Below are 24,374 nucleotides of genomic sequence, written 5' to 3' on the forward strand. Positions count from 1 at the left end.
GTCATAAAACGGGGCTCAGGCGCCGGGTTTGCTATCCAAGGCCTTGCAACTGGCCGCATAGTTCTGTTTGCAGGCACTCTGAAACAGGCGGCGGGCCTGGTCTGGGTCGCGCTGAACGCCGTCGATGCCGCGCATGTAAAGGTTGCCGAGAATATGCTGCGCCATGGGGTTGCCGCTGCTGGCGGATTGGTTCAGATACTTGAGCATGGCGGGCGGGTTGCGAAATTCCGGGTTGTCCCGGCCAGTGTAGAGGTAAGCCAGGCTGACGGCGGCCTCGGCGTGGCCGCGGTCGGCTGCCTGTTTCCACCAGTACTCGGCCTGCTTGAGATCCTTCTGCGGCTTGCCGACGAAATAGAAACTGCCCAGTTTGAACTGGCTGTCCAGGTCGCCACGTTGTGCCAGGGCGGTCAGGCGCTGGAAGTCACCTTCGGCGGCCTGCTGCTCGGGGGACGCCGCGCCTGTTGGGTTCTGGTGCGCAGGCGCCTGGGGCTGGTGGCGGTTGACGCAACCGGCGAGCAGGGCGAGAACGCTGGCGAGCAGCAACGGCGTGGTGAATACGGACAGTCGGGTCATGCTTGGGCTCCGGGAAGGACGGCTTGCGTCTCATGTCGAGAGCCGTCGGTGCTGCGATTATTGTCGAGGTTCGACCTGCTGGTCGGCAAACCGTTCGCCTGCCGGTGAACGATGCTGCTTGGTTGTGTGAAATTAATCGTGTATTTTTTCATGAAATAATCGCTCGATAATTTCACTCCATGTTCCGGCAGTCCCCTCGCCATCTCGCCACCTACTATGCAGGCTGTTATCCCGGCCCTATCCCCGAGCGTGCTCGCCTCGAAGAGGACCTGGACTGCGACGTGGTGGTCGTCGGAGGCGGCTTCAGCGGTTTGCATTGTGCCCTGCGCCTGGCGGAGGCCGGCAAACGGGTGATCGTGCTGGAGGCCAGCCGCGTCGCCTGGGCGGCCTCGGGGCGCAACGGTGGGCAGGCGCTGCTGGGTTGGTCGTGCGATATGCCGCCGTTGGAAAAGGCCCTTGGCCTCGACGCTGCCCGCCAGCTGTGGGACAGCATGTGCTGGGCCGCCGATGAGCTTCGCGAGTTGCCAGCGCGCCATGGTTTCGAGGTGGATTACCGTGTTGGCAGCCTGTGGACGGCGGTACTGCCGCGCCGGGTCGGGCAGCTTCGTGAGGCGCAGCATGAGGCGCTGCACAAATGGGGCTACCACGACCTGCGGCTGATCGAAGGCGCGGAGCTGCGCGAATGGATCGACAGCCCGCGTTACGTGGCGGCGCTGCATGACGCCAGGGGCGCCCACCTCGACCCGCTCAAGCTGGCCCAGGGGTTGGCGGCGGCTATCGAGAAGGCCGGCAGCCGTATCTACGAGCAGACCAGAGCCCTGGCCTACGAATCGCTGCCGGGAGGCTACCGCGTGCGCACCGCGCATGGCGAGGTGCGCGCTGATGTATTGGTTCTGGCCTGCAATGCCTACCTCGACACGCTGGACGAGTCGCTATCCCGGCGCGTGCTGCCGGTCGGCTCCTATCAGGTGGCCACCCAAGCGCTCGACCCACAATTGGCGCGTTCGCTGCTGCCGCAGAACAGCTGCGTGATCGACAACCAGTTCGTTCCCGATTACTTGCGCCTGACCCCGGACAACCGCCTGTTGTTCGGCGGTGGCTGCACCTATCTCGGCGGCTTGCCGAAAGACGTGCCCGCGGCGACCCGCCCGTATCTGGAGCGCGTATTTCCCCAGCTCAAGGGCGTGGCCATCGAATACGGCTGGGGCGGGCATATCGACGTCACCATGAAGCGCACCCCGGATGTCGGGCGCAGCGGCCAGCGCTACTGGCTGCAGGGGTTCTCCGGCCACGGCGTGCTGCCGACCCTGGCTGCGGCACGGGCGGTGACCGATTCGATTGCCGGCGATGACCAGTTGCTGGCGCTCTACCAGCGCATCGGCAACCCGCGTTTTCCCGGCGGCACCTGGCTGGCGGCGCCGCTGGAGGCCGCAGGCAAGGCCTGGTATCGGCTGCGTGACTTTTTATGAAGGGCTCGACCGGCATGGACATGCAGGAAGAAATCGAAGGCCTCGCGATCCTGATCCGCGACCTGCGCAAGCACAAGAACCTCACGCTCGGCGAGCTGGCCGCGCGCATCGGGCGCTCGGTGGGCTTCCTGTCCCAGGTCGAGCGCGGCCTGTCCAAGCCGACCGTGGCGGACCTGACCGCCATCAGCGAAACCCTGGGCGTGTCGACCACCTATTTCTACAGCCTGGAAAAACCGCGTGAGTTGCCCTGGGTTACCCGCCCGGGCGAGCGTCGCACCCTTTATTACGCCGGCGGCATCACCGACGTGCTGGCCTCGCCAAACATGTCAGCCGGCTTCTCCATGCTGGAAAGCCACCTGGCGCCTGGCGCCACCAGCGGCGAGGGTCACCTGACCGACAGCTCGGAGCAGGGCGGCTTCGTGCTCGAAGGCCAGCTGAGCATCTGGCTGGACGATCAGCCTGAGCCGGTGACCCTCGGCCCCAATGATAGCTTTCAGCTACCGCCGCACAGCCAGTTTCGCTACGCCAACCTTACCGACCAGCCCGCACGGGTACTCTGGGTGTTCCGCTAGGCGGACACGGGAAATCACACATGACCTTCACCAGCCTGTCCGACGAAGTCCGCGCCTTTCGCGCCGCATACCCCGACGTGCGTTATGTCGATCTGATCTGTCTGGACATCCCCGGGCATTTCTACGGCAAGCGCTACCCCATCGACATGCTCGAGAAGGTCGCCGCTGGCAGCCTGCTCAAGCTGCCGCAGAACTGCGTACTGCTGGGTGCCCAGGGCGGCCTGCACGAGATCGGCGACTATTGCTTCAATGACGGTGACCCGGATGCCACGCGGCGGCTGATTCCCGGCACGCTGAAACCCGTGCGGTGGGAGCAGCAGCCTCTGGGGCAGATGCTGATCAGCTCGGACGGCACCGAATCGCCCATCGAGTTCGAGCCCCGGGAAGTGCTGGCCCGCGTGCTGGCGCGCCTGGCGGCCAAGGGCATTCATCCGGTGGTGGCTTTCGAGCTGGAGTTCTATCTGTTCGACCGGGCGCTGAAGGACGGTTTGCCGCAATTCCCCCGCGACCCGTTGTGCGGCGACGAGGACGACCAGCCCAACCTGCATATCGAGCGTCTGTCGCGGTTCTCCCCGGTGCTGCACGAGATCGTCGAGGTGGCCAATGAGCAGGGCATCGACGCCAACGTAATCACCGCAGAGATCGGCCCCGGGCAGTTCGAGATCAATTTCGGCCATTGCGAGGATGGCCTGCAGGCGGCCGACTGGGCGGCATTGTTCACCCGTCTGACCCGCGGCGTGGCGCTCAAGCATGGTCATCGGGCGAGCTTCATGAGTAAGCCTTACCTGGATGCGCCGGGTAGCGGCATGCACGTGCACGTGAGTCTATATGACGGGCAAGGCGATAACCTGCTGGCGCCGGATGATGGCCAGCCGCTGCGCCACGCCGTGGCCGGTTGCCTGGACTGGCTGCCGCACTGCATGCCGATTTTCGCGCCGCACCACAACGCCTATCGCCGCTACGGCTCGCGGGTGAACGCCGCCAGCCGTGCCAGCTGGGGTTACGAGGATCGCGATGCCTGCGTGCGAATTCCCGACTCCGACGCCCGCAACCTGCGCATCGAGCATCGCCTGGCCGGAGCCGATGCCAACCCATACCTGGTGCTGGCGGCCATCCTTTCGGCCATGGAGCATGGCCTGGAACAGCGCGCCGAGCCCATCGAGCCGCTGAACAAGAATCGTCAGAGCGGTATCGACTTTCCCATGGACATGCTTGGCGCGGTGGCGCAGATGCGTCATCACCCAGCAGTAAATGCCGGGCTGGGCGAGGAGTTCGTGATGGTCTACTGCGAGAACAAGCGCCAGGATCATCTGGCGTTCATGGAGCATATCAATGCCCGCGAGTACCGCTGGTTCCTATGATGTACGTGCATAAATAGAAAAACCCGCCAATGGCGGGTTTTTCTATGGAGCAGTGGGTTAGCGGAACAGTGACCAGCTCACCGCATAGTCATTGAAGCCCAGGCCCCACAGCGCCACGGTCAGGGCCAGCAACAGTTCCAGTACCAGCACGCCGATGGCCAGGGTGCCGCCGGAGATGGTCAGCCCCTCGTTGACCGGGATGCGCAGGAACGCCGGCATGCCCACGTAGAGCAGGCGTGCGCTGTACGCCAGGGCGATGATGCCAACAATCAGCAGTAGCCAGGCTTTCGGATAGAGCAGCGCGATGCCGGCGATGAACAGTGGCGTGGCCACATAGCCGGCGAAGATGATGCAGCGGCTGCGGCTCGGGCGGCTGGCGAAGGAGTCGGACATCCAGTGGATGACGTTACCCATGATCGCCACGCCGATCAGCATCAGGATGTAGAACACGATGCCCAGCACTGCCGCGGTCGGTACCGCCACCTGGTACGCATCACCGCCCAGTTGCCAGCCGATCTGGGTGGTACCGATGAAAGCGCTGACGACGGGGATGAGTGCCATCAGCAGAACGTGTCGTGCATAAAGGTTGGTGATGCTTTCCCTTTCCCGGTCGATGTTGCGCCACTCGCGGCCCGGATTGGACAGCAACCCCCAAATGTGATTGATCATGACTCTTCTCCTCTGGCTCCAGCATCGCGCCGGCATGAGATATCCGAGAGCTGATCAGCCTGGATTGTGCGGCAATTGCCATTCAATTCAGCCCTCACAGGTATGAGTGAAGATCACCGCAATAGGTTTGACCAGAAATTCGCCGCCTCCATGTATGCCGCCTGTTCATGGAACGCCATGTTGCGGTCCCATGCCCCGGCTGGAGGCGCACAGCGGTGCTCACGGACAAGCGGCAACGCCTCGTAACGGGGTATGTCGAGACTCGACTAAAGCCGGCCTGCCACTAGCGCCAGAAAACCTGCATCCGCCGGTCTGGCGGGCTGAAAAGGCAGGGGAGGGCTATTCCCGTATTTTTTATATGTGCTTTTTGGCCTCTGCCTCGGGATGGGCAAAAATGCTATGTTGCGCACCCTCTCAGGCAGGGCTAGAACATGAGCGACGACAAGGCACTTAATCGATCCCCCGAGCAGTTGGACAGCGGCAAGCGCGGTGGTTGTCTGTGGCTGACCCTGCTGGGCCTGGGTTTTATCGTGCTGGTGTTCGGCATCATCATCTATGCCATCACCCGTGAGCAGACGGCTGACGTGCAGGCCAACGAACAGCGCGCCATTCAGGCCTGCTGGGTCAAGGCCAACGACCCGTCGGCCACGCCCACCTCCCGTGCTTTTGCCACCGACAGCTGCAAGGAAATGGAAAAGCAGTTCCGCATCAAGTACGGGCAGGATTCCGAGCGATGAGTCAGGAGCAGGCCGCACCGTCCAAGCGCTTCTTGTTGAGCCTGTGTCTGGTGGCGCTGGTCATCGTCGTAGCCATGGCGGCCTGGGCGTGGAGCCGCTTCGGGGTATCGTACCTGCGGCCTTTTGGTGATCAGGAGCAGCAGGCGGTGTTCTTCCAGGGCGGCGGCCTCAAGCTGCCCGCTGAGCTGGCTGGGCCGGGCAAGATTCGTGTGGTGCACTTCTGGGACCCGCAATGCCCCTGCCACAAGGAAACCGACGCTCACCTCAATTACCTGATCGGCCTGTACCGGTTTTCCGGCGTCGAGTTCTACAGCGTGCAGAAGCCGGGCAGCAAAGGCGAGATGCTGCCGTTTCTGCGCGGCAAGCTGACGCCTCTGGAATCCATCGAAGGCATGGAATCGATTCCGGCCAGCCCGGCCATCGCCATCTGGGATCAGAAGGGCAACCTGGCCTATGCTGGCCCGTACAGCGAGGGGCTGGTGTGCAACTCATCGAACAGTTTCGTCGAGCCGATTCTCGACGCGCTGTCGGCCAACCGCAGCGTCTCGGCGGCCAACACCATGGCGGTGGGGTGCTACTGCGACTGGCAGGCGAAAGAGGATTCTTGATTCATCGCAGTAATCCATAGTTTTTTTGGGGTTACTGCTGTGCGACATATTGACGCGCAAATGCGCCGATATGAGCCACTATTATATATCGCAACGCTTCCGGTAATTCGCGCTCGGCCTCTAGGCGATCTCTCGCTCTCTGGCTGTAGCGGTGATCATGTGGGGCTTTGCGAGTTGAGCGAGCTGTTGCCAGCTGCTGGATTGCGGCTGGTTTGGCAGGGTCGGGGCAGGGCGGGGCGGCTAGTACACCCCGACTATTTGTAGGCCCATCGTCGTTATGCGGTTGGTTTTTTCGGCCGCGTAACCGAAAATGTCGCCCCCTCCGTTTAGTAGTTTCGAAGCTGAAACGATTTCGGTGCCTCGGCGCATCGTTTTCCTGGCATGCCCTGCTGTATTGGGCGTCGTCAGGCTGAACAGAACGCTATGTGGGATATCACTTTGCTGAAGGTCGTGAAATGAGAGAAGAGAAGTACCACCGCTTGTTCCGCACGCTTCTGACGATTGTCGTGGCCGTCTCCCTGAGTGGCTGCGACTGGGTTCTTTTCGATTCGAAAGGCCAAATCGGCATTGAGCAGCGCAACCTGATCATTACCGCCACTCTGCTGATGCTGATCGTGGTGGTACCCGTCATTTTCATGACCATTCTGTTCGCCTGGCGCTATCGCTCCTCGAACAAGGACGCGACCTACGCGCCTGAGTGGGCTCACTCGCACAAGATCGAGGCCATCGTCTGGGGCGTCCCTTGCGTGATCATCATCGTGCTGGCGGTGATCACCTGGAAGACCACCCACTCGCTCGACCCCTACAAGCCCCTTGAGCACGAGAACAAGCCGCTGACCGTTGAAGTGGTTTCGCTGGACTGGAAATGGCTATTCATCTACCCGGAGCAAGGTGTCGCTTCGGTCAATGAGCTGTACATCCCGGCCAACACGCCGATCAGCTTCCAGATCACTTCGCAGACCGTGATGAACACCTTCTTCATCCCGCAGCTCGGCGGCATGGTCTACGCCATGGGCGGTATGCGCACCCAACTGCACCTGATCGCCAACGAAGAGGGTGAGTTCTTCGGCCTGTCCGGTAACTACAGCGGTCACGGTTTCTCCGGCATGAAGTTCCAGACCCATGCGACCAGCCAGGAAGAGTTCGACCAGTGGGTCGCCAAGGCCAAGCAGTCGCCCAACACTCTGGACTTCAACGGCAGCTATCAGATGCTCGCCAAACCGAGTGAAAACAACCCAGTCGAGTACTTCAATGCTCAGCCAGGTCTGTTCCGGCAGATCCTCGGCCAGTACATCGATTACAAGAGCAACCCTGTGAGCGAAGCCGCGCACGCTTCAGGTGCGGAGGAATAAACGATGTTCGGAAAGCTGACACTAGATGCAATACCCCTGCACGAGCCCATCCTTGTAGTCACCATGATTGCGGTGGTTCTGGGTGGTCTCGGGCTGGTCGGTGCCCTGACCTACTTCAAGAAGTGGGGCTACCTGTGGCACGAGTGGCTGACCTCGGTCGACCACAAGAAAATCGGCGTGATGTACATTCTCGTCGCCCTGGTCATGCTGCTGCGTGGCTTCGCTGACGCAATCATGATGCGTACCCAGCTGGCGATCGCCACGGGTGGCTCCGAAGGCTATCTGCCACCGCACCACTATGATCAGATCTTCACCGCTCACGGTACGATCATGATCTTCTTCGTGGCCATGCCACTGGTGGTCGGTCTGATGAACATCGTCACGCCGCTGCAGATCGGTGCGCGCGACGTTGCCTTCCCGTTCCTGAACTCGCTGAGCTTCTGGCTGTTCGTGGTTGGCGTGCTGCTGACCAACATCTCCCTGTTCGTGGGTGAGTTCGCCATGACCGGCTGGGTCGCATATCCGCCATTGTCGGGGATCGAGTACAGTCCGGGGGTCGGGGTCGACTACTACATATGGGCGCTGCAGATATCTGGTATCGGTACGCTGCTCACCGGTGTCAACTTCTTCGTGACCATCATCAAGATGCGTGCCCCTGGCATGACCCTGATGAAAATGCCGATCTTCACCTGGACCATCCTGTGCACCAGCGTGATCATCTGCGGCGCGTTCCCGATCCTGACAGCCGTACTCGGCATGCTGACTCTGGACCGTTACCTGGATTTCCACTTCTTCACCAACGAAGCAGGTGGCAACCCGATGATGTACGTCAACCTCCTGTGGGCCTGGGGCCACCCTGAGGTGTACATCCTGATCCTGCCGGCTTTCGGTGTGTTCTCCGAAGTCACTGCAGTGTTCGCACGCAAGCGTCTGTTCGGTTACGCCTCGATGGTCTGGGCTACCGTGGCGATCACCGTACTGTCGTTCGTGGTATGGCTGCACCACTTCTTCACCATGGGTTCTGGCGCCAGCGTCAACGCCTTCTTCGGTATCGCGACGATGATTATCGCCATTCCGACCGGTGTGAAGATCTTCACCTGGCTGTTCACCATGTACCGCGGTCGTCTGGAGTTCACTTCGCCGATCCTCTGGACCCTGGGCTTCATCATCACCTTCTCCATCGGTGGTATGACCGGCGTACTGCTGGCCGTTCCGGGTGCTGACTTCCTGCTGCACAACAGCCTGTTCCTGATCGCCCACTTCCACAACGTGATCATCGGCGGTGCGGTATTCGGCTATATGGCCGGTATCACCTTCTGGTTCCCGAAAGCGTTCGGCTTCAAACTGCACGAAGGCTGGGGCAAGGCGTCCTTCTGGTTCTGGATCGTCGGCTTCTACTTCGCCTTCATGCCGCTGTACGTACTGGGCTTCATGGGCATGACCCGTCGCCTGAACAGCACCACCAACCCTGAGTGGGAACCGTGGCTGTACGTGGCCGTTTTCGGCGCCGTGCTGATCGGTATCGGTATCCTGTGCACCCTGATCCAGTTCGCTGTGTCGATCATCAAGCGCAAGGAACTGGCCGACGTGACTGGCGACCCGTGGGACGCCCGTACCCTGGAGTGGTCGACTTCCTCGCCACCTCCGTTCTACAACTTCGCCGTTACTCCGCATGCTGACCGTATCGACGAGTTCCACGAGCAGAAGCGTGACGGCCTCAAGCCTGCGCCTAGCAAGTACTCTCCGATCCACATGCCGAAGAACACCGGCGTTGGCTTGATCATGTCCATTGGCGCGCTGGCCTTCGGCTTCGCCCTGATCTGGCATATCTGGTGGCTGGCTGCATTGAGCTTCGTAGGTACTTTCGCCGTTCTGATTCGCAACAGCTACAACACAGACGTCGATTACTACGTGCAGCCCGATGAGATCGAGCGCATCGAGAATGCACACATTCAAGCAAAGGCTAAGCAGGCGTAAACCATGTCCAGTGAAGTTTTGAGCAACCACGCCGCTCATGACGATGATCATGAGCACGAGCATCACCACGACGCGGGTGAAATGAAGGTCTTCGGGTTCTGGATTTACCTGATGACCGACTGCATCCTGTTCGCGAGTATCTTTGCAGGCTTCGCGGTGCTCAGCACCGCGTACGCCGGCGGGCCTACTCCGAAGGATCTGATCGACCTGAAGCTGGTTCTGGTCGAAACCTTCGCCCTGTTGTTCTCCAGTATCACCTACGGCATGGCCATGCTGGCCATGTACCGTGGCGACAAGGGCAAAGTGTTGTCCTGGCTCGCCGCGACCTTCCTGTTCGGCCTGGTGTTCATCTCGATCGAGCTGTACGAGTTCCACCACCTGATCCATGAAGGCGCCGCGCCACAGGTCAGCGCCTACTGGTCGGCATTCTTCACGCTGGTCGGCACCCATGGTCTGCACGTCAGTGCCGGCCTGTTGTGGATGGCCGTGATGATGCACCAGGTCGCCAGCCGTGGCCTGACTCCGGTCACCCAGACGCGCCTGAGCTGCCTGAGCCTGTTCTGGCACTTCCTCGATGTGGTCTGGATCTGCGTGTTTACCGTTGTTTACCTGATGGGGGCTCTGTAATGGCTCATGATCACCACTCTGCCGCTGGCGCAAGCCATGGCAGCACCAAGGATTACGTCGTCGGCTTCGTGCTGTCGGTGATCCTCACCGTGATCCCGTTCGCGATCGTGATGAACCCCGTCATGTCGAAAGCGGCCACGCTGTTCACCATCGTCGCGTTCGCGGTCGTGCAGATCTATGTGCACTTGGTGTACTTCCTGCACATGAACACTTCGTCCGCTCAGCGTTGGAACACGGTTGCTTTCGTGTTCACCATCCTGATCACCATCATCGTCGTAGCGCTCTCCATCTGGATCATCTGGAGCATGCACTACTACATGATGGCCAATTAAAAGAGAGCAGCCTGATGTTCAAGCAATACCTGCTCCTGACCAAGCCGGGCATCGTCTTCGGGAACATGATTTCCGTGGCCGGTGGTTTCTTCCTGGCTTCGAAGGGGGATATCGACCTGATGCTGTTCCTGGCAACAGCATTCGGCGTCGCTCTGGTGATTGCTTCCGGTTGCGTGTTCAACAACTACATCGATATGGACATCGATGAAAAGATGGAGCGGACCAAGAACAGGGTGCTGGTAAAAGGCCTGGTTCCGCCGACTCATGCCATCGTTTACGCCTGCATCCTCGGGATTGCAGGCGTTGCCTTGCTCTATAAAGCCACGAATCTGCTTGCAGTCGCCTTGGTCCTCATGGGCTTCGTCGTCTACGTCGGGCTGTACAGCCTGTACCTCAAGCGCAATTCGGTTTATGGAACCCTGGTTGGCAGTCTGTCGGGCGCCGCTCCGCCTGTTGTGGGCTATTGCGCTGTAAGCAACGAGTTCGACATGGGGGCAGCCATTCTGCTGCTGATCTTCAGCCTCTGGCAGATGCCCCACTCGTACGCTATCGCCATCTTTCGTTTCAACGACTACCAGGCCGCCAACATTCCGGTGTTGCCCGTGATCAAGGGCGTTCCTGCTGCCAAGCGCAGCATCGTCCTGTACATCGCCGCGTTCCTGGTCGCCACCCTGATGCTGACCATCAGTGGTTATGCCGGCTACAGCTACTTCGTGGTAGCGGCAGTCAGCGGTGCCTACTGGTTGTGGATGGGGGTGTCGGGTTACAAGGCCGTCGATGACAAGGTCTGGGCACGCAAGCTGTTCGTGTTCTCCATCGTCACCATCACCGCTCTGAGCGTGATGATGTCGGTGGACTTCCAGGCCACGCCGAGCCAGATGCTGATGACCTCGGTCAATCACATCTGCGGCGTCGACAACGTCAGTGGTTTCTGTGCGGCATTTGCCTCGCGCTGAGCCTTGACGAGCGAATCAGGCGGGCCCCGTCATCACTGGTGACGGGGCCCGTTTTCGTTAGGCGCTGATAATCTATGTACGCCGAATTCTGAGAGTGGAAAACATGACCGTGAACGATAAAGACGCTTTCATCATCGGCCTCAAGGAGCGCTTGCCTGAAGACCTGCGCGACTCCTTCAGCGCTGAGCAGCTCGCCGCGCTCAAAGTGGCCTTCGGTGCACGGCAGTGGGGCAGCCACCCCGTCGACCTGCGCGGGACATTGAGGATATGGCGCTGGCGCTACTACTTCGTGTTTCTGGCCGGTCGCAACCGCCGTGACCTGACGCGCGCTCAGCAGGAGCTATCGCTGACCGCCAAGGCGCTGGGCATGAGCCTGTTCCTGATGGTCTCCCTGGCGATTGGCCTGCTGTTCCTCTACCTGATCAAGTCCGCACTAGGCATCAACCTGTTTTCCAACTTCTCCCTGGGGCTTTGGGACTGGTTCAACCGCGCCTGAACAGCAACACCTTGAGCCCGCCTTCAGGGCTCACGTCGGGAAATTCCGGCGGGTTGTCCAGGCGGCGCTCGAAGTGCAACTCAGGCGCTTCGCTGGCCATGCCCTTGATCAGGAAGTCGCTGTCGATATCCGGGTCGTTGACGCAGGCCAGTACCGAGCCTTCAGGGCTGAGCAGTTCGGGCAGCCGGCGCAGGATCTTCTGGTAGTCGCGGGTCAGGGCGAAGCTGCCTTTCTGGAAGGAGGGCGGGTCGATGATGATCAGGTCGTACGGGCCATGGCGCTTCACCTTGCCCCACGACTTGAACAGCTCGTGGCCGAGAAAGCTCACCTTGCTCAGGTCATGCTCGTTGAGGCGGTGGTTTTCACGGCCGCGGGCCAGGGCCGCCTTGGCCATGTCCAGGTTGACCACATGCTCGGCATCGCCAGCCAGCGCAGCGATCGAAAAGCCGCAGGTGTAGGCGAACAGGTTGAGCACCCGTTGGTCCTTAGCGTTATCCCGCACCCAACGCCGTCCCAGGCGCATATCGAGAAACAGGCCAGTGTTCTGCTTGCGGCCCAGGTCGAGCAGGTAGCGCAGGCCGTCTTCTTCGATAATCCACTCTTCGGGCAGCTCGCCAACCAGACACTGTATCGGGCTGTCGGGCAGGTAGCGCTGTTGCAGGAAGAGGCTGTGGGCGCCGCTGCCTTGCCACTCATCCGACTCGATCAGTTGCTGCAGCATGGCCTGCAGGGCTTTTAGCTGATCATCCGGCGGCTCGCGAAACAGGCACACCAGCACGATGCCTTGCAGCCAGTCGACCGTGATGTGTTCGAGCCCCTCCCAGCAACGGCCACGACCGTGAAACAGGCGGCGTGTTTCACTTGGTGGGGTGATCAGAGTGTTAGTCAGGTGTTGGCGTAGCAGAGTGATTTGGGTGGCATTCATGGGCGTGGAGCTATCGGCAGGCGCGGCGCGGCAGTGTAAACCAAAGACGTCTGCAGCTTATGAGCAAGGGCGTTTCGCGGGGCATAAAAAAGCCCGTCACTAGGACGGGCAAGATATGCCACTGGAGTTCAGCGATGCGATATGCGTGTTACAGGATCGACAACGGGTAGTTGAAGATCAGGCGGTTCTCACTGGCGTCCTGGCCGACATCGCGGCGGACGCTGGAGTTACGCCAGCGGATGCTCAGGTTCTTGAAGGTGCCATCCTGCACGGTGTAAGCCAGTTCGGATTCGCGTGCCCACTCTTCAGCATCGCTGCGACCAGAGGTGTGAATGTTCGAGCCACTCATGTAACGGTTCATCAGCACCAGGCCAGGGATGCCCAGACCAGCGAAGTTGTAATCGTGACGAACCTGCCAGGAGCGCTCTTCAGGGCTGTCGAAGCTGGTGGTGAAGCCGTCGTTGACCAGCGTACCGCCGCTGGCGCCGTCTACACGCATGAACTTGGTGTCACCGCTGAGGCGCTGATAACCCACGAGGAAGGTGTTGTTGCCGCGCTTGGCCGACAGGGCGCCCTGATAGACCTTGTTATCCAGATCGCCGGCTTTGGCCGAGCCTTCTTCCTTGCCTGTCACATAGCCGAGGTTGGCACCGAGCACCCAGTCACCGACTGGCTGGCTGTGAGTGAGCTGCACATAGCTCTGTTGGTACACGTCTTCCAGGCGTGCGTGCCACAGGCCGACCAGTGTGTTGTTGCCGTTGAATTTGTATTCGCCACCGCCGAAGTTGAACGCGCTGCTGTCGAAGCGGGTTCCATTGGTGAAGGACATACGCTCCATGCTGGCGTCATTACGCTGGCTGTTACCGTTGAAACGACCGCCATACAGGGTCAGGCCATCGATCTCATTGGAGGTGATCTGAGCGCCTTTAAAGGTTTGCGGTAGCGAGCGGCCATCGTCGGCGCGCAGGATCGGCAGCACTGCGAACCACTCGCCGACCTTGAGTTCGGTTTTGGATATCTTGGCCTTTGCGGCTACAGCGGTACGCCCAAAGTCGTCAGGGACGTTGCGATTGCCAGCTGGGCCATGCTCTGGCAGCAGGCCGCTGTTGCTGGTATTGGCATTGCCGTCCAGCTTGACCGAGTAGAGGCCCAGCACGTCGATGCCGAAGCCTACGGTGCCAGCGGTGTAGCCGGAGCGAGCATCGAGAATGAAGCTCTGCGTCCAGCCCTCTGCCTGACCTTGGCGCTCGCCATTGATGACCGGGTCGGTACCGTTGAGGTAGTTACGGTTGAAGTAGTAGTTGCGCAGGTTCAGCGACACCTTGGCATCGTCTACGAAGCCTTCGGCATGGGCGGCGAACGGCACGGCCAGGGCCATGGTTCCGGCCCCGATCAGGCCCAGCGAGATGAGTTTGCGTGCGGTCATTATTGTTGTGCTCCCGGTTTTTTAACAGCCGTCCTCTGCCAGTCGTTGATCGACATGCCGTGAGGTCGGTATGAAATGCCCTTTACAGGGCGCAGCCCTGCGCGATCACGCAGGGCTCTGCCTCAGGCCCTAGCCATCGGCGAATAGGTAGCGCGCAGGTAACGAGATGAATGCGACGGGTCGGGCGCGGTTGCCCGGAAGAGGATATGCAGGTGACGTGAAGACTGGCTTCATGGTGCGACCTTTTTTGTTTTTATAAGGCTTGTTGTCATACAACATTGGCGGCGATTATCGACAGCTCCCAATCTGCTTGTCAACGCAAGCTGATGAAAAGATCACCTGATATTTCCGCGTGCGCTGTTTCGTTACCCTGCACCTATAGCCAATGCCTAGTGAATAGAGGCTTTCAGGTTATGGCAGGGTACTCTGCAAGGCCCGTTCGCAATGTTTTAGGAGCAGTGGGGGCGTGGCCTCGCCAGCTCGTCTGTGTTGTGCGATAACGGATGACAATATCAAAACAAGAGAAATGCCATGCCACATTGCCTGATCGAAGGTTCCCGCTCCCTGCTGCAAGCCGTGGACGGTATAGAACTGGTAACGAGGGTTCACGCGGCCGCCATGGGCAGCGGTTTGTTCAAGGAAGGCGAGGTGAAGGTGCGGCTAAGCCTTTACGATCACTTCACGGTCGGCGGCAGCGAGGAGGATTTCCTGCACGTGATCTTCTATCTGCTCGCCGGTCGTACGGACGAGCAGAAGAAAGCGCTGTCGATGGCCATCGTGCGTGCGCTGCTGGAGTGTCTGCCGGATGTTCAGAGCCTGTCGGTGGATGTGCGTGATATACGCCGCGAGGTGTTCAGCAATCGACGCAGTTGCCTGGAGGCCGACTGAGAAAAGGGCGGCAGCGCGCCGCCCTCGAAGCCTTAACCGCGGTAGTAACGCTGGACCACGAACGGCGTTTTGGCGACCTTCATGGCGACGCGCTTGCCGCGCACCAGTGCCCATACCTCGCTATCCACGGCGACATGGCTGCTCGGCACGTAACCCATGGCCAGTGGAGCGCCCAGGCTCGGGCCGAAGCCGCCACTGCATACCTGGCCGATGACTTCGCCCTCGGCATTCACCAGCTCGGCACCTTCGCGTACTGGCGTACGCTCCTGGGGTAGCAGGCCGACGCGCTTGCGAGCGACGCCATCGCGCTGCTGGGCGAAGATCCGCTCCGCGCCCGGAAAGCCGCCGGGGCGCGCGCCGTCGGTACGGCGTGCCTTGGATATCGCCCACAGCAGGCTGGCTTCGATGGGCGTGGTGTCGGCGCTCATGTCGTGGCCGTAGAGGCACAGGCCGGCTTCCAGGCGCAGGGAGTCTCGAGCGCCAAGGCCGATGGGCAGCACCTCCGGCTCGGCCAGCAGGCTGCGCGCCAGTGCTTCGGCGTGACTGGCAGGTACGGAAATCTCGAAACCATCCTCGCCGGTGTAGCCGGAGCGGCTCACATAGCAATCGACGCCGAGCAGGCGCACGGGCTTGAACTGCATGAAGGTCATTTTGGCGACTTCCGGCGCCAGGCGGGTCAGCACCTCGACTGCCTTGGGGCCTTGCAGGGCGAGCAGGGCACGCTCGAAGCGCGACTCGACCTGGCACTGGTTGGCGATGCGCTGTTGCAGGTGCATCAGATCCTGATGCTTGCAGGCGGCGTTGACCACCAGGAACAAGGTGTCATCGCCCAGGTTGGCGACCATCAGGTCGTCGAGGATGCCGCCGTTTTCATCCGTGAACATGGCATAGCGTTGCATGCCGACCGGCAGGTCGATGATATCCACCGGCACCAGGCTCTCCAGCGCTTTGGCTGCACCGGCGCCACGCAGGATGATCTGCCCCATGTGCGAAACGTCGAACAGGCCGGCGGCTTCACGGGTATGCAGGTGTTCCTTCATCACGCCGAGCGGGTACTGCACCGGCATGTCATAGCCGGCGAACGGCACCATGCGTGCGCCGAGTTCCAGGTGCAGAGCATGGAGTGGGGTTTTCGCCAGGATTTCAGTGGTCATGGCGCTCTCCTGTAAGAGGCTGTGAGCGGCCCGCGACAGCGCGCGGGCATCGTGGAAGAGGAGGCGGCTGCCGAGCGAGTCGGCAGCCGGGGCGGGATCAGGCGTCCTGATAGGCCTCGATGGGCGGGCAGGCGCAGACCAGGTTGCGGTCGCCGAACACGTTGTCGACGCGGCCCACGGGCGGCCAGTACTTGCCGTCGACCAGGCTGCGGGTCGGGTAGACCGCCTGTTCGCGGCTGTACGGGTGCGTCCATTCACCCACCAGTTCGGCGGCGGTGTGTGGGGCGTTTTTCAGCGGGTTGTCGTCGGCATTCAACTGGCCGCGCTCGACTGCGCGAATTTCTTCGCGAATGGCGATCATGGCGTCGCAGAAACGATCCAGCTCTTCTTTGGACTCGCTCTCGGTCGGCTCGATCATCAGCGTGCCGGCCACCGGGAAGGACATGGTCGGGGCGTGGAAGCCGAAGTCGATCAGGCGCTTGGCCACGTCGTCGACGCTAATACCGCTGCTGTCTTTCAGCGGGCGCAGGTCGAGGATGCATTCGTGGGCCACCAGGCCGCCTTCACCGCTGTACAGCACCGGGTAGTGCTCCTCAAGACGGCGGGCGATGTAGTTGGCGTTGAGGATCGCCATCTGCGACGCCAGGCGCAGGCCGGTGCCACCCATCATGCGGATGTACATCCAGGTGATCGGCAGTATGCTGGCGCTGCCGAACGGCGCGGCACTGACGGCACCTTCCTTGCGGGCCATGTGGCCATGGCCGGGCAGGAACGGCGCCAGGTGGGCCTTCACGCCAATCGGGCCGACGCCCGGGCCGCCGCCGCCGTGGGGAATGCAGAAGGTCTTGTGCAGGTTCAGGTGCGAGACGTCGCCGCCGAACTTGCCCGGGGCGCAGAGGCCAACCATGGCGTTCATGTTGGCGCCGTCGATATACACCTGGCCGCCGTTGTCATGGACGATGGCGCAGATCTCGCGAATGCCTTCCTCGAACACGCCGTGGGTCGACGGGTAGGTGATCATGATTGCGGCTAGCTGGTCACGATGCTGCTCGGCCTTGGCGCGCAGGTCATCGATGTCGACGTTGCCGCGGGCGTCGCAGGCGGTCACCACCACGCGCATGCCGGCCATGTGTGCGGTGGCCGGGTTGGTGCCGTGGGCCGATTGCGGGATCAGGCAGATGTCGCGTTTGTCGTCGCCGCGGCTGTGGTGATAAGCGCGAATCGCCAGCAGGCCGGCGTATTCACCCTGGGAGCCGGCGTTGGGTTGCAGCGACACGGCGTCGTAACCGGTGGCGGCGCAGAGCATGGCTTCCAGTTCGTCGGTCAGTTGCTGGTAACCGGCGCTCTGTTCGGCAGGCGCGAAAGGATGCAGGTTGCCGAACTCGGCCCAAGTGACGGGGATCATCTCGCTGGCCGCGTTGAGCTTCATGGTGCAGGAGCCCAGCGGGATCATGCTGCGATCCAGCGCCAAGTCCTTGTCGGCGAGCTTGCGCAGGTAGCGCATCAGCTCGGTTTCCGAGTGGTAGCGATTGAACACCGGGTGTTCGAGAATCGCCGATTGGCGCAATTGTCCGGCGGGCAGGCTGCTGTCGCCCTGGGTGGCCAGCGCAGCGAAATCCGGCGTTGGCTTGCCGTCTGCCAGCAGCGACCAGAGTTGCTCGATATCCGCCTGGGTAGTGGTTTCATCGAACGACAGGCCGAGACGCTCGGCATCCACTTCACGCAGGTTGATGCTGGCGGCGCGAGCTTTGCTGTGCAGTGCTGCGGTCTGCGCGCCGGTACGCAGAGTGACGGTATCGAAGAACGCCTGCTGCTCGACAGCAAGGCCAAGGCTCTGCACGCCGCGGGCGAAAATCACGGTCAACTGGTGGACGCGCTGGGCAATTCGCGTCAGCCCCTGTGGGCCGTGGTACACGGCGTACATGGCGGCGATGTTGGCGAGCAGCACCTGGGCGGTGCAGATGTTGCTGGTGGCCTTCTCGCGGCGGATGTGCTGTTCGCGGGTCTGCATGGCCAGGCGCAGGGCCGGGTTACCGAAGCGGTCTACCGACATGCCAACCAGGCGCCCCGGCATGTCGCGCTTGAACGCGTCACGGGTGGCGAAGTAAGCCGCGTGCGGGCCGCCGAAGCCCAGTGGCACGCCGAAGCGTTGAGCACTGCCCAGGGCAACGTCGGCGCCGAATTCGCCAGGCGCCTGCAGCAGGGTCAGGGCCAGCAGGTCGGCGGCAACGGCGACCAGGGCATTGGCAGCGTGGAAGCGCTCGACCACTTCGCGGTAGTCGAAGATGTCGCCATTGCTCGCCGGGTATTGCAGCAGGGCGCCGAAGAAGGCACTGGCGTCACTGATGGCGGCTTCGTCACCCACCACCACTTCGATGCCCAGGGGTTCGGCGCGGGTGCGCAGCACGTCGAGGGTCTGCGGGTGGCAATGCCGGGAGGCGAAGAAGGCGTTGGCGGCCTTGTTCTTCGACAGGCGCTTGCAGAAGGTCATGGCCTCGGCGGCAGCGGTGCCCTCGTCAAGCAGCGAGGCGTTGGCGATCGCCAGGCCGGTGAGGTCGCTGATCAGGGTCTGGAAGTTCAGCAGCGACTCCAGGCGGCCCTGGGAAATTTCTGGCTGGTAGGGGGTGTAGGCGGTGTACCAAGCCGGGTTTTCCAGCAGGTTGCGCAGGATGGGCGACGGCGTATGGGTGCCGTAGTAACCCTGGCCGATATAGTTGCGAAACAGCTTGTTCTTGCTAGCGATGGCCTTGATGGCGGCCAGGGCATCGGCTTCGCTCTGGCCGTCGCCGGCCGGCAGCACGCTGGTGCCCTTGATGCTGCCCGGGATGACGCTGGCGGTCAGCGCTTCCAGGTCGCTGTAACCCAGGGTTTCCAGCATGGCGGCGGTGTCTTGATCGCGCGGACCGATGTGGCGGGCGATGAATTCGTTGCGGGTGGTCAAATCAGTCATGGCTTTATCTCACGCGTCGGCTTTGGCGTTGAGCAGGCGCTCGTAGGCATCCTGATCGAGCAGGCCGGCCAGGGCGCCGGCATCAGCTGGGCGGAAGCGGAAGAACCAGCCCTGGCCCAAAGGCTCGGCATTGACCAGTTCGGGGCTGGCCTCGAGATCCGGGTTCACTTCGACCACTTCGCCGTCCAGCGGCATGCCGATGTTGCTGGCAGCCTTCACGGACTCCAGCACCGCCACCTCGTCGCCGGCGGCATAGGCCTGCAGCTCGGGCAACTGCACGAATACCACGTCGCCCAGTGCGTCTTGAGCGTAGGCGGTGATCCCTACTGTGACCAGGCCATCGGCCTCCTGACGCAGCCATTCGTGCTCGACGGTGAAACGCAATTCGCTCATGGGGACTCCCTTGTTGGACTCTGTGCCCATCTGCGTGGGCGCGGTGATTGGAAGCTGATTAGCAAGGTCGGTGCCATATAAAATAATCGTTACAAATCAATTACTTATATATTTTTGCATTGTCTGATCAGGTAATTTGTATTGAATTCAATACAGAAGCGCCACGCCATATCCTTAAGCCCGCTACGGGCTTGGGAATGTCGTGGTTGGTTATGCCTGTGTCGTATTGAATACGGTGTATTTAAATCAATACACTTGTTGGCCGATGGCCGCTCTCGGTGATGTGTCGGGCTCAGTGCAGCGCGGGTTGCGCACTGGATTGGCGCAGCCGATCCCCGAGTTTCAGCCGTTGGGCGGGGTCTTCGCACAGCAGCAGGGCCCGCTGCACATCGAAGCGTTCAGCTTGGGAGCAATCTAGGTGGCGATAAAGCTCGGCCCTGGCCAGGTGGTCGTTAACGTTTGGCGCGGCCAGTTGCAGCACCCGCTCGGCATCCTTCAAAGCACTGATGTAGTCCTCTGCCTGGGCGTGCAAATGGCGCAAGTTGCGCGACAGGCGCAGGATCATGCCGCGGGCGTCGCAGCTCGCCATATGTTCGGCGCTCAGCTGGGCATGGGGGCCGAGGTAGCGCAGCAGTAACTCGCGGCAGTCGCGGGTGTACAGTCGTCGCCCGCCGCAGGGGTCGAGCAGGTGGTCGGCGCCAGGCACACGCAGCAGAAAGTAGCCGGGAAACCCGACGCCCTGCAGCGGGATATTCAGCCGACGCGCCAGTTCCAGGGCGATCAGCGCGATGCTCAGCGGCTGGCCGCGGCGTCGTTGCAGCACCTTGTGCAGCAAGGCGGCTTGTGGGCGTACCGGGCTGTCGTCATCGTCATAGAAATGCAGGTCACTGAGGCGGCGCAACAAGGGCTGCGCCAGTTCCTGGGGCGGGAAGTTGGGCAGGCCGGAGTCGACCTGATGCTTGAGGTGCTCGAGCTCGCGCAGGAGCTGCTGGGGCTCCACCGCCGGATCGTGCTCGGCAGCGACCCAGAGTGCGGCTTCGAAAAACGCCGGCTGTTCGGCGTTCAGACAGGCAAGGCAGTGATCGCGCGCGCTCATGGACACCTCCCGGGGGATGTGCCTGTTTTAGCTGTGCGCGCGCCGGCCGTCCAGCCCGGAAAAGCGAAGAGATGTTAACGGCGCAGCCTGGCGGTCACTCTGTTTCCGGCAGGCTGCCCAGTTCGCCGAGGGCATCGGGCTGATTCTTGAACGCCTTGGCGAACACGTCGCGATTTCTGGCCATGTAGATCCCCAGCTCCTCGCCTTGGTCTTCGCTGAGCGACGGCACCGCCTTCTGCAGTACATCGCTGAGCAGCTCGGCCAGCTCCAGCATCTTGTCGTGACGATCTGCTTCGGCCTTATCCATAAACAAACGCTCCGGGTCGCGACTGCTGCGGTACACCACTTCGACGGCCATTCATCACCTCTACGCCTTCGCTGATAATTAAAAATACTGTTCATGCATACAGTTGTGGCGAGCTTACTCGACTGCGCTGCGTTTGAACAGCGTAAACCTGGCCGCGAGATTCGCCATCCCATGTGCCTTTCCCATGTTCTGGCGCTTCTGTTTGCCAGCGCAGCCGCCTCGCTGGTCTTGTTCCTGCATGGGAATGTCACGCGGGCGCGCCATCATCGGCGCCAGGCTGTATCAATCTGAAAGGGGAATGCCATGAAGTGGGTCGACGATAGCCGCAAGCGGATGCACAAGGGCGCGAATTCGATCGGTAATCTATTCGTCGAGGGCTTTCATTACCTGGGGCTGTTCGCCATCGGAGCGGCGACCGCCTGGGCCTCGGTCGGCGCATTTCTAGGCATGGTGGAAAAGGGCAGTGCCAGCGTGGACGACATCCTGCTGCTGTTCATCTATCTGGAGCTGGGGGCGATGGTCGGCATCTATTTCAAGACCAACCATTTGCCGATCCGCTTTCTGCTGTACATCGCCATCACCGCGCTGACCCGTTACCTGATCGGCGACGTATCCCATCACAAGGCGCCGGACATTGGCCTGCTGTACCTGTGCGGCGGCATCTTCTTCCTGGCACTGTCGGTGCTGGCGGTGCGTTTCGCGTCCTACAAGTTTCCGTCCAGCAAGGCCATCGACTCGACCGGCGAAGTGGTGGGCGACAACTACTCCGAGCGCTGATGGCGCTCAGTCGGCCAGGGGCGCGAACAGCGCCTGCAAGTCGTCTTCATTGAGCTGCCAGCTGCTCTGGCTGCCGCCTTCTTCAAGCAGGCCGTGGGCCAGGCTCGCCTTGGCCTGCTGTAACTGCTGGATCTTTTCTTCCACGCTGCCGCGGGCGATCAGCTTGTAGACGAACACCGGTTTGTCCTGGCCGATGCGGTAGGCGCGGTCGCTGGCCTGGGCTTCGGCCGCCGGGTTCCACCAGGGATCGAAGTGGATCACGGTGTCGGCAGCAGTCAGGTTCAGGCCTGCGCCGCCGGCCTTGAGGCTGATCAGGAAGACCGGGAATTGCCCAGCCTGGAACTGCTCTACGGGTGTGCGCCGGTCCCGGGTGCTGCCGGTCAGTTTGGCATAGCCGATGTTGCGCGCCTGCAGCTCGCTTTCGATCAGCGCCAGCATCGAGGTGAACTGGGAGAACAGCAGCACGCGGCGGCCTTCGCCGATCAGTGCTTCGAGCATGTCCAGCAGGCTGCTGAGCTTGCCGGAGTCGCTGCTGGTCAGTTCGGCTGGTGTCTCGTCGAGCAGGCGCAGGTCGCAACAGACCTGGCGCAGACGCAACAGCGCTTCGAGTATGACGATCTGGCTGCGCGCCAGGCCCTGGCGGATGATCTCCTCGCGTACCTTGCGGTCCATGGCCAGGCGCAGGATCTCGTAGCGGTCACGCTGGGCCGGCGTCAGCTCCACCCACTGGATGATTTCGGTTTTAGGTGGCAGTTCGCGGGCGACCTGTTCCTTCTTGCGGCGTAGCACGAACGGCTTGATGCGCCCACGCAGGTGCGCCAGGCGCTGCTCGCTGCCGTGCTTTTCGATGGGCGTGCGGTAATCGCGGGTAAAGCGCTTGGCGTCGCCGAGCCAACCCGGCATCAGGAAGTTGAACAGCGACCACAGCTCGCCCAGGTTGTTTTCCAGTGGCGTGCCGCTCAGGCACAGGCGCTGGCGGGCGTTGATCTGGCCGGCAGCGAGGGCGGCCTTGCTGCGCGGGTTCTTGATGCTCTGGGCTTCGTCGAGAATCAGCAGGTGGAAGCGCTGTGCGGACAACGTCTTGAGATCGCGGGGCAGCAGGGCATAGGTAGTGAGCACCACATCGTGCTCGCCGATCAGCTTGAACTGGCTACGCCGCTTTGCACCGTGCAGGGCCAGCACCTTGAGGGTCGGCGCGAAACGCGCGGCCTCGTCCTGCCAGTTGGGGATCAGGCTGGTGGGCATGACGATCAGCGCCGGCTGCTTGAGGCGACCGTTCTGCTTCTCCAGGAGAATGTGCGCCAGGGTCTGCAGGGTTTTGCCCAGACCCATGTCGTCGGCCAGCACGCCGCCGACTTCCAGCTCGCCCAGCGCCTGCATCCAGCCCAGGCCCTGTAATTGATAGGGGCGCAGCTGCGCGGCGAGGTCGGCGGGTGCGCTCACTTGCTGTTGGGTGGTGTGCTGCAGGCGCCGGGCGAACTCGCGCAGCTCGATACCGCCCTGCCAGTTCAGGGTGGGGCCCTGTTGCAGGGTATTGAGGCGCGCGGCATCGGCCCGCGCCAGGCGCACGCGGGTGCCAATCTCGTCGGCATCGCCAATGAACAGCTCACCCAGTGCGGCCAGCAAGGGTTTCAGGCGTGCGTAGGGCAGGGCCACGCGGCGCTGGCTGTGGGGCAGGCTGACCAGCAGCAGTTCCTCATCATTGCGTTGGGCCAGGGCATCACCGGAAAGCAGCCAGGGCGAGCGGCGGATGGCCTGCAGCAACACGGGCAGCAGGCTGATGCGCTGGCCTTCCACCTCGATGCCCAGCTCCAGGTCGAACCAGCCCTGTTCGGGCATCTCGTCGACATCGGCGTACCAGTCGTCGATCTCGGCCAGGTTGTACTGAAAATCCGGCTGGATCTCGACGCGCCAACCTTCGTCGCGTAGCGCCGGTACCTGCTGCTGCATGAAGGTCAGCCAGGCGGCGTCACCCTGCAATTCGAAATGCTCGCCTGGGTGCTGGGCCAGGGCTTCGCTCTGCCGCAGGGCGATACGCAGACCGGCAGCCTCCAGGCGGCGCCGTAGCTCGGTTTCCCGAGCCGTGTCGCGGGTGATGCGCAGCTGGCGATTGGGCCCAAGGCGTACCAGCAGATCCTTGGCCGTTTTACCGACCGCGCTGTTGCCCTGGTAGTCGAAGGCCAGGGCGGCGCGGTGCTGGGTCTGCTCCAGCATGCGGCCCTTGCGCGCATCGAAATGCACGCGCACGTGGCTACCCAGGGTCAGGACCGGCTGCGGCTGCACGTGGTCCAGCACGGTTTCATCCACCGGCTTTTCGGTGACGATCAGGGTGCCGAGATCATCGCCTGAGCGCTGCCGTGCTTCCAGGGTGAGCAGAGCAGCCGCCACGTGCTTGCAGTTGAAGCCCACCGGGCAGCTGCAATGGCCGGTCACACCCCAGCCCTTGCCGTAGGCGTGCAGGGTGATGCGCTGCTGGTAGGGGCGCTCGCCGCTGCCCAGGCAACTTGCGAGCAGGCTGTGATCCTTGAGGCTGAGCAGACGACTCAGGCCGCGTGTGGCGTAATCCTGGCCACGGCGCAGCGCGCCTTCATCGAAATCGCCGCGCCAGTCGGCCTGCTGCAGGTGCAGGATGTCAGGCATCAGACGAGCTCTCTGGGGACAAGACTAGGTTCGGCATGGCACTGTGAAAACGATGGCAAGCCGCCGATGGTCTCACAGCTTGTCGGGCA

The 24,374-nt window shown here is 61.9% G+C and carries 23 protein-coding genes; 13 read left to right on the forward strand and 10 right to left on the reverse strand.

Translation table 11 applies throughout. The annotated features are described in order from the left end of the window. Positions 1-15: 15 nt before the first annotated feature. Positions 16-573, reverse strand: a complete 558-nt coding sequence (locus BM279_RS17475; RefSeq protein ID WP_093505790.1) for a tetratricopeptide repeat protein — start codon at positions 571-573, stop codon at positions 16-18. Between the two features lie 179 nt (positions 574-752). Here BM279_RS17475 and BM279_RS17480 point away from each other — a divergent pair, with 179 nt between their 5' ends. From BM279_RS17480 to BM279_RS17490, 3 genes are read left to right on the forward strand one after another with little or no spacing between them, the layout of a single operon-like run. Continuing rightward, positions 753-2,042, forward strand: a complete 1,290-nt coding sequence (locus BM279_RS17480) for an NAD(P)/FAD-dependent oxidoreductase (RefSeq protein WP_093505792.1) — start codon at positions 753-755, stop codon at positions 2,040-2,042. 14 nt (positions 2,043-2,056) lie between these two features. Beyond that, a complete protein-coding gene (locus BM279_RS17485; RefSeq protein WP_093505912.1) occupies positions 2,057-2,614 on the forward strand; it encodes a helix-turn-helix domain-containing protein in 558 nt (185 codons plus the stop codon). 20 nt (positions 2,615-2,634) lie between these two features. Next, complete coding sequence (locus tag BM279_RS17490; protein ID WP_093505794.1) at positions 2,635-3,975, forward strand: glutamine synthetase family protein; 1,341 nt, start codon at positions 2,635-2,637, stop codon at positions 3,973-3,975. 57 nt (positions 3,976-4,032) lie between these two features. On the opposite strand, the gene BM279_RS17495 is transcribed toward BM279_RS17490, so the two are convergent. After that, positions 4,033-4,644, reverse strand: coding sequence for a Yip1 family protein (locus tag BM279_RS17495; protein WP_178109882.1), 612 nt, complete (start codon positions 4,642-4,644; stop codon positions 4,033-4,035). Positions 4,645-5,075: 431 nt separating this feature from the next. Here BM279_RS17495 and BM279_RS17500 point away from each other — a divergent pair, with 431 nt between their 5' ends. The 8 genes from BM279_RS17500 (at position 5,076) to BM279_RS17535 (ending at position 11,729) form a co-directional block, all read left to right on the forward strand. Further along, positions 5,076-5,381 (forward strand): hypothetical protein, encoded by a 306-nt coding sequence (locus BM279_RS17500; RefSeq protein ID WP_093505796.1) that lies wholly within the window; start codon positions 5,076-5,078, stop codon positions 5,379-5,381. Continuing rightward, positions 5,378-5,989 (forward strand): DUF6436 domain-containing protein, encoded by a 612-nt coding sequence (locus BM279_RS17505; protein WP_093505798.1) that lies wholly within the window; start codon positions 5,378-5,380, stop codon positions 5,987-5,989. The genes BM279_RS17500 and BM279_RS17505 overlap by 4 nt, the downstream gene beginning before the upstream one ends. Positions 5,990-6,444: 455 nt before the next feature. After that, positions 6,445-7,341, forward strand: coding sequence for a ubiquinol oxidase subunit II (cyoA, locus tag BM279_RS17510; RefSeq protein ID WP_093505800.1), 897 nt, complete (start codon positions 6,445-6,447; stop codon positions 7,339-7,341). Between the two features lie 3 nt (positions 7,342-7,344). Beyond that, positions 7,345-9,318, forward strand: a complete 1,974-nt coding sequence (gene cyoB / locus BM279_RS17515) for a cytochrome o ubiquinol oxidase subunit I (RefSeq protein WP_093505802.1) — start codon at positions 7,345-7,347, stop codon at positions 9,316-9,318. 3 nt (positions 9,319-9,321) lie between these two features. Further along, positions 9,322-9,945 carry a cytochrome o ubiquinol oxidase subunit III gene (gene cyoC / locus BM279_RS17520; protein WP_093505804.1) on the forward strand — a complete coding sequence of 208 codons (624 nt, stop codon included), beginning with the start codon at positions 9,322-9,324 and terminating at the stop codon, positions 9,943-9,945. Then, positions 9,945-10,277 carry a cytochrome o ubiquinol oxidase subunit IV gene (locus tag BM279_RS17525; RefSeq protein WP_013790124.1) on the forward strand — a complete coding sequence of 111 codons (333 nt, stop codon included), beginning with the start codon at positions 9,945-9,947 and terminating at the stop codon, positions 10,275-10,277. Before cyoC ends, BM279_RS17525 begins: the two co-directional genes overlap by 1 nt. Positions 10,278-10,288: 11 nt before the next feature. Further along, on the forward strand, positions 10,289-11,233 hold the full coding sequence (gene cyoE / locus BM279_RS17530) for a heme o synthase (protein ID WP_208604546.1): 945 nt from the start codon (positions 10,289-10,291) through the stop codon (positions 11,231-11,233). A 103-nt stretch (positions 11,234-11,336) separates the two neighbouring features. Continuing rightward, positions 11,337-11,729, forward strand: a complete 393-nt coding sequence (locus tag BM279_RS17535; RefSeq protein ID WP_093505806.1) for a 3-phosphoshikimate 1-carboxyvinyltransferase — start codon at positions 11,337-11,339, stop codon at positions 11,727-11,729. Here the strand turns inward: BM279_RS17535 and BM279_RS17540 are convergent. Both BM279_RS17540 and BM279_RS17545 read right to left on the reverse strand, forming a co-directional pair. Beyond that, entirely contained in the window at positions 11,716-12,654 is a 939-nt protein-coding gene (locus BM279_RS17540) for a class I SAM-dependent methyltransferase (RefSeq protein WP_093505808.1), read from the reverse strand. The two genes, BM279_RS17535 and BM279_RS17540, sit on opposite strands and share 14 nt — an antisense overlap. Positions 12,655-12,802: 148 nt before the next feature. After that, positions 12,803-14,080, reverse strand: a complete 1,278-nt coding sequence (locus BM279_RS17545; RefSeq protein WP_093505810.1) for an OprD family porin — start codon at positions 14,078-14,080, stop codon at positions 12,803-12,805. Positions 14,081-14,611: 531 nt separating this feature from the next. Here BM279_RS17545 and BM279_RS17550 point away from each other — a divergent pair. Beyond that, on the forward strand, positions 14,612-14,968 hold the full coding sequence (locus BM279_RS17550) for a 5-carboxymethyl-2-hydroxymuconate Delta-isomerase (protein ID WP_093505812.1): 357 nt from the start codon (positions 14,612-14,614) through the stop codon (positions 14,966-14,968). A gap of 32 nt (positions 14,969-15,000) precedes the next feature. Here the strand turns inward: BM279_RS17550 and gcvT are convergent, their stop codons facing one another. From gcvT to BM279_RS17575, 5 genes are all read right to left on the reverse strand, one after another. Beyond that, positions 15,001-16,122, reverse strand: coding sequence for a glycine cleavage system aminomethyltransferase GcvT (gene gcvT / locus BM279_RS17555; protein WP_093505814.1), 1,122 nt, complete (start codon positions 16,120-16,122; stop codon positions 15,001-15,003). Between the two features lie 97 nt (positions 16,123-16,219). Next, a complete protein-coding gene (gcvP, locus tag BM279_RS17560) occupies positions 16,220-19,072 on the reverse strand; it encodes an aminomethyl-transferring glycine dehydrogenase (protein ID WP_093505816.1) in 2,853 nt (950 codons plus the stop codon). A gap of 9 nt (positions 19,073-19,081) precedes the next feature. Further along, a complete protein-coding gene (gene gcvH, locus BM279_RS17565) occupies positions 19,082-19,465 on the reverse strand; it encodes a glycine cleavage system protein GcvH (RefSeq protein ID WP_013790132.1) in 384 nt (127 codons plus the stop codon). A gap of 292 nt (positions 19,466-19,757) precedes the next feature. Then, the gene (locus tag BM279_RS17570) at positions 19,758-20,561 is read right to left on the reverse strand and encodes a SirB1 family protein (protein WP_093505818.1); all 804 of its coding nucleotides are present in this window, start codon (positions 20,559-20,561) and stop codon (positions 19,758-19,760) included. A gap of 94 nt (positions 20,562-20,655) precedes the next feature. Beyond that, positions 20,656-20,919 carry a YebG family protein gene (locus tag BM279_RS17575; protein ID WP_093505820.1) on the reverse strand — a complete coding sequence of 88 codons (264 nt, stop codon included), beginning with the start codon at positions 20,917-20,919 and terminating at the stop codon, positions 20,656-20,658. 252 nt (positions 20,920-21,171) lie between these two features. Between BM279_RS17575 and BM279_RS17580 the strand changes: the two genes are divergently transcribed. Further along, positions 21,172-21,645, forward strand: a complete 474-nt coding sequence (locus BM279_RS17580) for a phosphate-starvation-inducible protein PsiE (protein ID WP_093505822.1) — start codon at positions 21,172-21,174, stop codon at positions 21,643-21,645. 6 nt (positions 21,646-21,651) lie between these two features. Here BM279_RS17580 and BM279_RS17585 read toward each other — a convergent pair whose 3' ends face one another. Then, positions 21,652-24,285 (reverse strand): DEAD/DEAH box helicase, encoded by a 2,634-nt coding sequence (locus BM279_RS17585; protein WP_093505824.1) that lies wholly within the window; start codon positions 24,283-24,285, stop codon positions 21,652-21,654. Positions 24,286-24,374: the final 89 nt, after the last annotated feature.

This window comes from Phytopseudomonas straminea (assembly GCF_900112645.1).
GTDB classification, from domain to species: domain Bacteria; phylum Pseudomonadota; class Gammaproteobacteria; order Pseudomonadales; family Pseudomonadaceae; genus Aquipseudomonas; species Aquipseudomonas straminea.